Raw genomic sequence first — 10950 nt, forward strand, 5'->3', positions numbered from 1 at the left:
TGGTCATCGCGTCGATTCCTTTGCTCGAGTGACTTTGGACGGTCTCTCGAAGAATCACGCGATGACCTTCATCTATCCGGCTACGACACGCCGGGCCATGCGATCAGGCCCGACTCATACACCACCTTGGTGGACGCAACCTCCAAGTCGGCCAGGAGGTCCTCGCGAAGGGCAGTGTGCCGGTCAGCGCGCCCTTACTATTCACCGCCAACGACTGCTTCGACATCGGCGTCTGCCTCGGCTCGCCGGTGTCGCTGGACTACTACGACAAGGCGCCCTTCCCCTTCGACGGCCAAATCGAGCGTGTCCACGTGGCATACACCTGACGACCCGCGAAGGCGTTCAGCCGCGCGATGCTGCACCGGCTCGATGTCGACTGGGAAAGTCAGGGATACGACGACGAGGCCCTCGACGAGCCGGCCGAACTCGGATTGCGCACCTTCCATTCGATGCTCGTGGATCCCGGACAGCCACCACGGGACGGCATCGCGTTGCGGGGATTGTTAGCGCGGTGGCTGGGAGCCGCGATCGTCTACCCGAAACTCGCTCAGGCGATGGACGCCCTGCGACCTGCGCGTAAGCCTGGGCGGCGGCATTCAGCTGCATCCTGATCATCGACGGATGTCGCGCTCGGCGCCTTCAGTCCCCGGATTTGCGCGCCATCGCCGAGTTGGGGGCTGCCCAATCGGTCGACACCTTGCGATGCTTGATCAGCCAGGTGTTGCCGTCGGGCACGAAAGTGTCGCGGTAGCGGCCGATGTGGTCGAGCCCGCTATGCGTGACCACCGTGAAGTAGCAGGAGACGTGCGCTTGGTCGCGAGTCATCTCGGTGAAAAGCACGTTGGCGACGTTATGCCGGACGATCGGCTTGACGTCGGCGGTTGTGGCGAGGTTGCTCGTAACGCCGCCGAGGAACGCGACGATCGCTGAGCGCCCGCGAAGTGGCTGGGTGCCGCGTATCTCGAGTACACCGTCCGCGCAGAAGGTTTCGACAAGTTCGTCGAGACGGCCGCCGTCACCGGCCCAGTTGTATCGGGCGAGCGTGTCGCGAATGTGCTCGCGGGCGACCAGTTCCCACATCTCCACTGTCGTCGACTCCTTGCGGCCGAAACTAACCGGTTGCGATAACGCCGGCAGACGACCACGGCGTCACTTGGCCGTCGGTCTCGGATCGGAAGGCGTCGGGGACGTCGTCGGTGACATCCCATGTCGCGGTGAGCCTTCCGACGCCGAGGGCGATGGCGCAATTCACACCGAGCTCGACGAGTTGGTCTTCGGTGAAATGGCCGCGCAGCTCGTCGTAGACACTGTCGTCGATCGCAAGGTGGTTGGTGGCGAACAGGTCGGCGAACTTCAGCGCCGCACGTTCGGCGTCTGACAGGTCGGGCGCGTCGGCCGGGCGTTCCAATGAGCACACGGCGTCTTCGGTGAGCCCGTCGTCGATGGCGCTTTGATAGCGGACGGACATGCAGCTTCGGCATTGGTTGTGGAACGCGATACGCAACCGGACGAGCTCGACCAGCCGGGGAGAAAGCGTTCCGGTCGAGCGCAGCGCCGCGTTGAGTGCGCCGAGCCCCTCGGCGACCTTCCCCAGTCGGCCGACAATGGCCGCCACGCCGAGGTTGATCCGATCGCCCTGTCCTAAGTCGACAACGTGTAGGTCGGCAAATACCGCCGATGGTGCGATTCGTGTCATCGCCTCATGCTGCGCAGTAGACGCTGTGTGCGCAAGATGCACCTGGGCCTCGAGCTGATATCGCATGCGACATCGATTCCGAACCACATGTCATGGTCAGCTCTAGGTGCAGACGTGGCTGCTGTGACCAGGCTTGTGAGGCACAATCCTTCCTGTGACCTCTGTGCCGAAGAAACCGACGGTGGCAATCGTTGGCGCGGGTCTCGGCGGCATCGCGATGGGCATTCAACTCGCGCACGGCGGATACGACTTCACGATCTTCGATGGCGGCGATGACTTCGGCGGGACGTGGCGCAAGAACACCTACCCCGGCGCGGCCTGCGACGTGCCCTCGCACTTCTACTCGTACTCGTTCGCGCTGAACCCACGGTGGAGTAAGACGTTCGCCAACCAGCCGGAGATCCTTGCGTACATCGAGAAGGTCGCCGCCGACCACGGGCTCCAGAAGCATCTGGCCCCGCGCACGCGCGTCACGATGCTGCGATGGTCGGATGCCGATCACCGATGGACGCTGACCACCGAAGACGGCCGGGCCCGCGAATTCGACATCGTGGTCAGCGCCGTGGGAATGCTGGACGTCCCCAAGATTCCCGACATCCCCGGCGCCAGCCGATTCTGCGGCCGCGCCTTTCACTCATCGCAGTGGGATCATTCCAAATCGACTGCGGGCGAACGTGTTGCATCGATCGGCACCGGGGCAAGCGCAGTTCAATACGTACCGGAGATCGCCGCGAGCACCGCGCATCTGACGGTATTCCAGCGCACGCCTATCTGGGTCTCGCCGCGCTACGACGAGCCGTTCACCCCGGAGCAGCAGGAACTCTTCGAACGCGATCCGGCGGCAGCGCTGAAGGTGCGCGATGCGGCTTACCAGGACTACGAGTCGGCTAATTTCGCTGTGGATTCCACGATGACCACAGAGCTGACCGGCATGGCGCACAGCTATCTGCTTCGTAAGGTGAAGGATCCGGACCTGCGCGCCAAGCTAACCCCGACCTATCCCGTGGGCTGCAAGCGACCGCTCCAATCGCGCACCTGGTTCCCGACGTTCGCCCTACCCAATGTGACCCTGGAGACCTCGCCCATCGTCGAGTTCACCGAACGGGGTCTGCGCACCGCCGACGGCGCAGAGCACGAAGTCGACACCGTCATCTACGGAACGGGCTTTCGGGCCGTGGATTTTCTTGGCAGCCTTGACGTTTACGGCCGTGGCGGGCGCCGGCTGCACGACGATTGGACCGACGGCGCCGAGGCCTACCTGGGCACCGTGGTTCCGGGATATCCAAACCTATTCACGCTCTACGGCCCCAACACCAATGGCGTTACCTCGATCATCTACATCCTGGAAGCGCAGTCCGAGTTCGTACGTCGCGTTCTGGACGACATGCGCATCCGACGGCTCCGCTCGGTCGACATCAAAAAGCAGATCCACGATGCGTACAACGCCGAAATCCAAGCTGCGTTGGCCGGGACCGTGTGGGTTGCGAACTGCAACAACTACTTCCGTCACCCCAACGGCAAGGTCGTCACCCAGTTCCCTTACAACGGCCAGACCTTCGTCGAGCGGCTGTCGCGAGTCGAACTCGACGAGTTCCACCAGCACTAGTCGCGCATCACAGCGCTAGTCATGCAGTAGGCCGTCGATCGTCGAAGCGTTGTCCGGTGCCGCCGCAGCCATCAAGATGTCATGTGCGTGCTCTGCGTCGGTGCGAGCGGGCACCACCAGCAGGACGATCTTGCTGCGATTCAGCCCGATTACTTCGATGGTGTTGACCGGCTGCCTGTAGTACCCGCCAAGTCGTACGATCCTGCCGCCCGTCGGCAGTTTGGTCGGGGCCTTCGCCCATTCGCTGACGTTGTATATCACGCGATCAATGGGGCCGAGCCGTACCGACAGCACCGCCAGCAGATCTGGCAGCTCAATCGGAAGGTCATCACTGTGCGGCCACCACGCCCCATCGACATACCCGCTAGTGGGAGCCTTGGGCTTCAAGCGCAGTCGCGGTGTCTTCTCGGGTGGTGTGCGCTTCGAACCGGTCGTGCGTCGGCCTTGTTGCAGCGTCATGCGACGCCCCTGTCTTGGCCGCGGATCGGCCAAATCATTCGAATCGGCGACGACACAATCTGAAACGGTCGCGTGCGACATACCGCCGACACTTCGACACTACTCGCAGTCGGCAGGTGGGGCGCAATCGCCCAGCCGGCGCGCTGAGGCCCCTCGGACACCTCTTGGGTTCATGCGTCCTAAAGCAACGGGGGCTGGCAGGACATGCCTGCCAGCCCACCTGTGACGAAGAGGTCGCTAAACCGGTGTAACTCCCACTGCCTGAGGGCCTTTGGTCCCTTGACCGACTTCGAATTGAACCCGTTGGTTCTCTTCAAGCGTCTTGAAACCGCTGCCTTGGATCTCTGAGTAGTGAACGAACACATCCTCTGTGCCGCCGTCAGGAGCGATGAAACCGAAGCCCTTGTCGCTGTTAAACCATTTCACAGTTCCCTGTGTCATACTTTTCAACTTCTCTCATTCAGAATGGATGTACGAAAAACATCCTGATTCAAGCTAGCACGAGCAATCAGGAATAACCTCTTCGCGCTCACCGCGCCCGGCGACGGAATCCGTGCAACGGATACGGTGTACCGTTGATGTTGAACGTGCAGTAGGCCGGACACATCCAATTGCGATCAGATTCGTTCGTCTATCCCGCACTCGTGTGCCGGGAGAACCTCGGAGTGAAGGAATCGTCTATGGATCGCCGAAACTCATGCGCTCATCGCCCGGCAGCGACACCGATTTCGTTGACTACGGCCTGCTCAACGCCATGAACCGCGGGGCGTGTGATCGACGCTTGGCCAGCCCGGTCCGGGTTACCCTGGCCATCGAACTCGGCAAGGGCCTCAATGGGGCGTGGTGGCCCCACACGGCCTCAGTCGCGCGCGAGCTTCCCGACCTGATTGGCGCTCTGTCCGCACGATTGGGCGAGATCGTCGATATCAGCGTCAACTGGTCATCGTTGGAGGGTCACACAGATCTCGACGCGGTGAAGCGCGCGAGCATGGCGAACCCCGTCCGGGTCGTCAGCCACCAACGGCTGATGATGATTACCGGCAGTCAGTGTTCGGCGAATCTCCTCGTGGTCCCGTGCCGGACCTCCAGCGCTCTAGCCGCGATGGTGATGCGGCATGCCGCCACGCTTGACATCGCGCGCGCAGAACGGGACACCGAAACATTCTGGATCGCCGACGACATTGTGCGCGCCGCGCGTGCTGAAAGCGCACGGTGCGCGCAACGCCTCCGGCGAACTCGACTCGCGCACGTCGATGTTGCAGATTCAGCCACGACAGTTTGATGCTCGGCGGACGAGAACACTCCGATGGGCCAATGTTGTTGCTGGGCACGATATTAACCGGATATTAACCGGCGCGAACCCCGTTGCGTGCCAACGATGTTGACATCGCCGTTGCCGACGCGTTTACTGGAAAGCCTAGCCCAGAAAATGCCGTCTGCCGTGGCATATGGCGTCGCCTTTGAAATCGGTGTGCGTTTATCCCCGGATTCGGGGGCCAGACCACCGCACGGCGGCGACGCGGGTCGGGACAATCCGGACGCATGGGTGCCCGCCACTCAACTGAACGGCCACAATGAGCAAGTCTGAAAAGAAGCAACGAAATATCGTTCACGACAACGTGATCCGGATAGGTGCGGGTTTCGCGGCGAAGGAGCACCCACATGTGGTGGAGACGTTGTCGATGCTCGGGCCGCATCTAGGTAGGTGGGGTTCGCGCGATGTGAAAGTAGACGTCTCTCTCCAGGACCGCGGCGGCAGGGAGCAGCGCGTCACATTACGGACGAGCCTACCCGGCCTGACGCCGCTCATAGCCGTCGCCGAGAACCCGGACATCACCCACGCGCTGGGCGACGCGAAGCGTGAGCTGATTCGGCAGCTCGACCACCAGAAGTCGGAGCGCGAACCCATGAACAACCGCCGGTCCAGCGCGACGATTCGGCACCCGGGTACCTCTGCAGCGCCCAGAGATCATCAGGCTCGCAACGTAGACGTAGCTTGCGAAATCCAACCGACAGAGGGATAAGCATGACGAACACGGTCAGAGACATATTCGGCGCTGGTGAACGCAGGAGCGCTAGGCGCAGGGAAATGCTTGCGGCACAGTCGACGTGGGACGCTGAGGGCGGGGCAACGGGAGATAGTGAGTGGGCGTCGAACCGTGTCGAGTGCCGCCCACCTCGGGGCCTTGGTGGCTGACGCAATGAATCGCGAGGTGGGCGCAGAGCTCGAGGTCGAGGTTACCGAGCCGTCGACGTTGGAGTTCCAGATTGCTGTCGCGCCGCACCCAAATGCCGAAGTTTCAGAGCGGTTGTCGTTCGTGTTGGATGGCAATCCCGTTGAACCCTCAGAGATCAGCGGTATGCACGGCAGCCGCATCCACAAGTTGGACGTCCCGGCGGGCTACTTGACCGTCGACTATGCCGCGACGATCCTCGGCCGGACCGATCCGGCGCCGGTGACCGAATCAGACCTGTCGATGTATCTGCGTCCCAGCCGGTACGCGGAGGCTGACAAGTTCTACGGTTTTGCCGCAACTGAATTCGGCAGCTACGTCGACTCGACGACCCTGCTGGAGAGAGTTTCCCTCTGGGTGGGTACCCGGCTGAACTACGTGCCGGGCTCGAGCGACCCCATCGACGGGGCGGTGGAGACCTTGCTGGCCGGTGCCGGAGTATGCCGTGACTTCGTGCACCTGGTGGTAGCGCTGCTGCGTGCGGTCAAGGTACCCGCCCGCGCGGTTTCGGTATACGCGCCGGGCCTGTATCCGATGGACTTCCACGCAGTCGCCGAGGCATTCGTCGACGGGCAATGGCGGGTAGTCGACGGGACCTTGCTGGCGCCACGGCAGGCGCTGGTGCGCATCGCCACCGGGCGCGACGCGGCCGACATCGCCTTCCTGGACAACCACGGGGGTGCGATCACCCTGAACAAGTTGGCGGTGACGGCGATCGTGGACGGCGATCTTCCCATCGACTCGATCGACCAAATGGTGTCGATCGGCTAACGGGCCATTGCGCGCAGGCTCGCAAATCGGCTCCAACTAGTGGATGGTGGAGGTATGACTTCGCCACCTCGACATCCGGGCGATGCCACCGATGCCCGGCCCCAGCTCGGCTAAATGTGGCAAATCCACGAACAGCTGCGCGCGGCCGTCGACGGCCGGCGAGGCCTAGCCGCCGCTGACTCACTTTGCGAGGCCTGCGTGATGTTGTTCGGCATTGACGCGGCGGCCATTTCACTGGTCTTCGCCGGGGCCACCAGCGGAACATTAGGCGCCAGCGACGCGGGCGCGCGTGTGTATGACGAACTCCAGTTCACCCTCGGCGAGGGTCCGTGCTTGGACTCCGTCGCGCAGCGCGCCCCCGTCCTCGTCGCCGACCTTGCCGACGCGAACGACGCTCGGTGGCCTGTGTACGGCCCCGCCTTGCTCGACCAGCAGATCCGGGGCGTGTTCGCGATTCCGGTCCTGCTGGCCGGCGAATACGTTGGCGCCCTGGACTTTTTCCGCGCGCAACCCGGCGAGCTATCCGATGACCACCTGGCCGGCGCTGTCGTCGCCGCCGAGCTGGCCGGCGTCCCCCTGCTCGACCTCGTGCACTCCGACCTGCAGGCCGCCGTCAACGAACCGGGCAGCAGCGCCTGGGCCGACTTCAACGAATTGAGCCGCACGGAGGTCAGCCAGGCCACCGGCATGCTCGTCGCGCAATTAGGGGTCGAACCCGCCGAGGCGCTGGTGCGCCTTCGCGCCCACGCCTACGCAACCAACCGCAGCGCCACCGACGTCGCCCGCGACATTCTCGACCGGCGACTGCAGCTGGAGGCCGACTAATGCAACCCGAAAAGGAGGGCAACATGACCGATACCCCTCGCGAAACTCGTGTGCTGGACGCGGTCGTATCGCTCGTCGACAAACTGCTCGACGACTTCGACGTCGTCGACCTGCTCAGCGAGCTCACCGAGCGCTGCGCCGACCTGCTGGACGTCGCGGCGGCGGCATTTCTGCTCGCCGACCCGCTGGGGCAACTCCGCTTGCTGGCCGCGACGTCCAACCAGACCCGCGAACTGGAACTTTTCCAGTTACAAGCCGACGAGGGGCCCTGCGTGGAGTGCTATGCCACCGGCCAACCCGTCTCGGTGGCAGATCTGTGCGCCGCAACCACGCGCTGGCCGCGGTTCGTTCCGGCCGCGCTCGAGGCAAGTGTGGCCTCCGTGCACGCGGTGCCGATGCGCGCCGCCGGGCTCGTTTTGGGCTCCCTGGGTCTGTTCGGTAGCCGGCCCGGCGAACTCACTGAGGCCGATCTGCTGGTCGCGCAGACACTGGCGCATGTCGCGTGCGTGGCGATTCTGCAGGAACACCCGCCCACGCCCTCGACGGTGATACCGCGGCTGCGCTCTGCGCTGACCCAACGCATCGTCGTCGAGCAGGCCAAGGGCTTCCTGCGCGAACACTTCGATGTTTCCATCGACGGGGCATTTTCGCTGCTGCGCGGGTACGCGCGTACCCACGGCGAGCACCTGACCGACGTTGCACGGCAGTTAATGGCGGAACCGAGTTCCCGTCCGGCGCTACTGGAAAGGATGACCGAACTGGCTCACGGGTGACGTCTCCGCGCTTGGGCGCGCCGCACCGACTCGGCGACCAGTCGCTCCGCGATTACATACAGCTTGGTGTTCTCGGTTTGACTCATCCGGACGAGCCGCCCAAAGGCCCACTCCGCGCTGGCGCCAGTCCGACTCCGGACGATGCCGATCGCCTGATCGATCACCGCGCGGCTTTCCAACGCCTGCTGCAGTTGTTCGGCGCGCTCGCGAGCTTCGGCCAGCAGTTGCGCGTTGTAGACCGACACCGCCGCGGGCCCGGCGAATTGCGAACCCAACTGCACGGCGTGCTCCCCGAAAGCGTCGTGGCTGGTCGCATAGGAGTTGATCGCGCCGATCACGTGTTCGCCGACCATCAGCGGCAGCGACAGTGCGGAATGCACGTCCATCCTCGCCACCCGGCCACCGAAGCGCGGCCAACGGCTGTCGCTCCCCAGCGATCCACTGACGACCGCCCGCCGCGACTGCATGCACGTGATGCATGGCCCCTCATGCAACTCGTCGTACTGGACAATGTCGATCTCGTGGACGAATTCTGCTGTGGCGGCAGCCTTCTGGAGTGTCGGTCTGCCTTGATCCGCATCGATCAACCCAACTCCGGCAGCGTCGACCCCGGGAATGACCTGGGCAGCGAACTCGGCAACCTCGCCCAACAGCTCGAACACTCCGCGGGCGCCGGCCACCATCCCGGCCAGCCCGAGAAGCCCGGCATGCAAGTCGAGTTCGTCCGCTTCCCGTTGGGAGGTGGACAACCTTGGCTGCTCCGGCGGTTTGCGACCAGGCTGAGCGTCGTAGTCGGTCATGGTCAGCAACAAATGTACCGCCGATCTAGGTGACGAGCTCCAACGCGTGGATGCGCCGCAGCTTTCCCGACGGCGTCTTCGGGATCATTCCCGGCTCGAGCACGACCACGTTGCGGGGCCGGACATCGACCTCCGCGACGACCTCATGGGCCACCTGGCGCTCGACCCGCCGCACCTCGGCCGGATTCTCCCAGACATCGGATTCGACGGCGACCGCGAACGTTTCGCGTGGGTGCCCGGCGTGCAGGCGCACCGCCACGGCACAGCCGGGCCGGACCCCTTGCACTCGGGAGGCGGCACGTTCGATGTCTGTCGGATAGATGTTGCGCCCGGCCATGATGATCACGTCCTTCACTCGGCCGCACACCACCACGTTGCCGGTTTCGGTGACATAGCCCAAATCGCCGGTGTCGTACCAACCCTCCAGATCCTGTGCGGCGATAAAACCGGCGGTCGTCGTGTATCCCAGCGTGACAGGTTCGCCGCGCACCTGGATGACACCGACACCGCGAGCCGGCAGCACGTCGCCGTCCCGGCCGACGATCCGGGCCTCCAGCCCCTTCAGCGGACGACCGACCGAGGCCAATCGCCGGGTTTTACCCCTGGATGCCGGGATGGCCCGGTGCAACAGCGCGAGCAGGTCGGCGTCGACCTCGTCGACCATCAACCCGCGGCCGCACTCGGTGAACGACACTGCCACCGTCGTCTCGGCCATGCCGTACGCGGGCACGATCGCTTCCGGGCGCAACCCGAACGGCGCGCCGGCCTCGCACAGGTCCTCGACATCGGCCGGCTCGACTTGCTCGGCGCCCGAGAGCGCCCACCGCAGCGTGGACAGGTCGAACTGGCCGGGCCGAGCTTGCCTGCGCAGGCGTTTGGCGAACATCGTGTAGGCAAAGTTGGGCGCCGCGGTCATGGTGCCCCGGTACTTGTCGATGAGCTTTGCCCACAGCAGGGTGTCGCGGAGGAAGTCCATCGGCGTGACCTTGACCAACTCGACGCCGAAATACATTGGGACGGTTAAGTAGCCGGTCATGCCCATGTCGTGGAAGCACGGCAGCCAGCTCACGATCACGTCGGATTCCCGGTCCACGTTTGCGCCGACGAACATCGCCTCGGCATTCGAGACGACGTTGCGATGACTGATTTGGACGGCCTTGGGGAATCCCGTTGAGCCGGAGGTCAATTGCAGTAGCGCCACGTCGTCGTCGTCGGTCTCGACCGGGTCGATCGCAGGGCTGTCGAGTAGCTGCTCGATCGTCAGCACCGGCATGCCCAGCTGGACCAGCAGCGGTGCCGCGGCCATGAACGGATCGGACACCACCACCGCCTTGGCGTCGATCATGTCGATGACGGCCGTGGTCTCCGCGGCCCAGCGTTGCAGGTCGGTGCGCGGCGTGGGCTGGTGCAGCATCGTAAGGCTGGCGCCGCGCATCCAAATGCCCTGTGCGTTCGGGGCGATCTCGACGGGCTCCCCGGCCAGCACTGCAACAGCATCGCCGTGGCCCACACCGGCGCCGGCCAGACCGCCCGCAACGCGGCGGGCCCGTTCATGCACCTGACCCCAGGTGTGCCGGACCGGGGCGTTTGGCTCACCGGTGATCATGCCCTTGAGACTGCTTTGGGCGTTGTCGTACATGGTCTCGGTGAATCGGCTCACCGCAATCCCCCTGGCTCCGGCGCGACGGCACGGCGTGTATTAGTCGAATCGGTGCTGCATCGGTATCGACGGAGCCGCTGAGGCACGACCGCGGAAGAGCGTGACCCCCTCTTGTACACCCCAGGT

Annotated in this window: 13 protein-coding genes and 1 pseudogene; 8 read left to right on the plus strand and 6 right to left on the minus strand. The window is 64.2% G+C overall.

All coding sequences use genetic code 11. The annotated features are described in order from the left end of the window. Nucleotides 1-140 precede the first annotated feature (140 nt). A pseudogene (locus VKI00_RS17375) lies at nt 141-326 on the plus strand (hypothetical protein); the annotation flags it as partial. A 27-nt stretch (nt 327-353) separates the two neighbouring features. Further along, nucleotides 354-611, plus strand: a complete 258-nt coding sequence (locus tag VKI00_RS17380) for a hypothetical protein (protein WP_324439498.1) — start codon at nt 354-356, stop codon at nt 609-611. A 28-nt stretch (nt 612-639) separates the two neighbouring features. Here VKI00_RS17380 and VKI00_RS17385 read toward each other — a convergent pair whose 3' ends face one another. Together VKI00_RS17385 and VKI00_RS17390 are read right to left on the minus strand one after the other, a co-directional pair. Then, the gene (locus VKI00_RS17385; protein ID WP_324439500.1) at nt 640-1086 is read right to left on the minus strand and encodes a nuclear transport factor 2 family protein; all 447 of its coding nucleotides are present in this window, start codon (nt 1084-1086) and stop codon (nt 640-642) included. A gap of 25 nt (nt 1087-1111) precedes the next feature. Beyond that, nucleotides 1112-1696, minus strand: coding sequence for a carboxymuconolactone decarboxylase family protein (locus VKI00_RS17390; protein WP_324439502.1), 585 nt, complete (start codon nt 1694-1696; stop codon nt 1112-1114). Between the two features lie 154 nt (nt 1697-1850). On the opposite strand from VKI00_RS17390, the gene VKI00_RS17395 reads away from it, so the two are divergent. Then, nucleotides 1851-3302 (plus strand): NAD(P)/FAD-dependent oxidoreductase, encoded by a 1452-nt coding sequence (locus tag VKI00_RS17395; protein ID WP_324439504.1) that lies wholly within the window; start codon nt 1851-1853, stop codon nt 3300-3302. A 15-nt stretch (nt 3303-3317) separates the two neighbouring features. On the opposite strand, the gene VKI00_RS17400 is transcribed toward VKI00_RS17395, so the two are convergent. Continuing rightward, nucleotides 3318-3761, minus strand: coding sequence for a DUF5994 family protein (locus VKI00_RS17400; RefSeq protein ID WP_324439506.1), 444 nt, complete (start codon nt 3759-3761; stop codon nt 3318-3320). Nucleotides 3762-3998: 237 nt separating this feature from the next. Further along, nucleotides 3999-4202, minus strand: a complete 204-nt coding sequence (locus VKI00_RS17405; RefSeq protein WP_324439508.1) for a cold-shock protein — start codon at nt 4200-4202, stop codon at nt 3999-4001. A 256-nt stretch (nt 4203-4458) separates the two neighbouring features. On the opposite strand from VKI00_RS17405, the gene VKI00_RS17410 reads away from it, so the two are divergent. The 5 genes from VKI00_RS17410 (at nt 4459) to VKI00_RS17430 (ending at nt 8364) form a co-directional block, all read left to right on the plus strand. Beyond that, complete coding sequence (locus VKI00_RS17410; RefSeq protein ID WP_324439510.1) at nt 4459-5043, plus strand: DUF5994 family protein; 585 nt, start codon at nt 4459-4461, stop codon at nt 5041-5043. A 292-nt stretch (nt 5044-5335) separates the two neighbouring features. Further along, a complete protein-coding gene (locus VKI00_RS17415) occupies nt 5336-5785 on the plus strand; it encodes a hypothetical protein (protein ID WP_324439512.1) in 450 nt (149 codons plus the stop codon). A 177-nt stretch (nt 5786-5962) separates the two neighbouring features. Beyond that, nucleotides 5963-6766, plus strand: a complete 804-nt coding sequence (locus tag VKI00_RS17420) for a transglutaminase family protein (RefSeq protein ID WP_324439514.1) — start codon at nt 5963-5965, stop codon at nt 6764-6766. Between the two features lie 114 nt (nt 6767-6880). Beyond that, on the plus strand, nt 6881-7591 hold the full coding sequence (locus tag VKI00_RS17425; RefSeq protein WP_324439516.1) for a GAF and ANTAR domain-containing protein: 711 nt from the start codon (nt 6881-6883) through the stop codon (nt 7589-7591). Between the two features lie 23 nt (nt 7592-7614). After that, a complete protein-coding gene (locus VKI00_RS17430) occupies nt 7615-8364 on the plus strand; it encodes a GAF and ANTAR domain-containing protein (protein ID WP_324439519.1) in 750 nt (249 codons plus the stop codon). Here the strand turns inward: VKI00_RS17430 and VKI00_RS17435 are convergent. Together VKI00_RS17435 and VKI00_RS17440 are read right to left on the minus strand one after the other, a co-directional pair. Further along, nucleotides 8355-9164 carry a GAF and ANTAR domain-containing protein gene (locus VKI00_RS17435; RefSeq protein ID WP_324439521.1) on the minus strand — a complete coding sequence of 270 codons (810 nt, stop codon included), beginning with the start codon at nt 9162-9164 and terminating at the stop codon, nt 8355-8357. The genes VKI00_RS17430 and VKI00_RS17435 overlap by 10 nt on opposite strands. Before the next feature lie 25 nt (nt 9165-9189). Beyond that, nucleotides 9190-10824, minus strand: a complete 1635-nt coding sequence (locus tag VKI00_RS17440; protein WP_324439523.1) for a fatty acyl-AMP ligase — start codon at nt 10822-10824, stop codon at nt 9190-9192. Between the last annotated feature and the right edge of the window lie 126 nt (nt 10825-10950).

This window comes from Mycobacterium sp. (genome assembly GCF_035314665.1).
In the GTDB taxonomy this organism is placed as follows: domain Bacteria; phylum Actinomycetota; class Actinomycetes; order Mycobacteriales; family Mycobacteriaceae; genus Mycobacterium.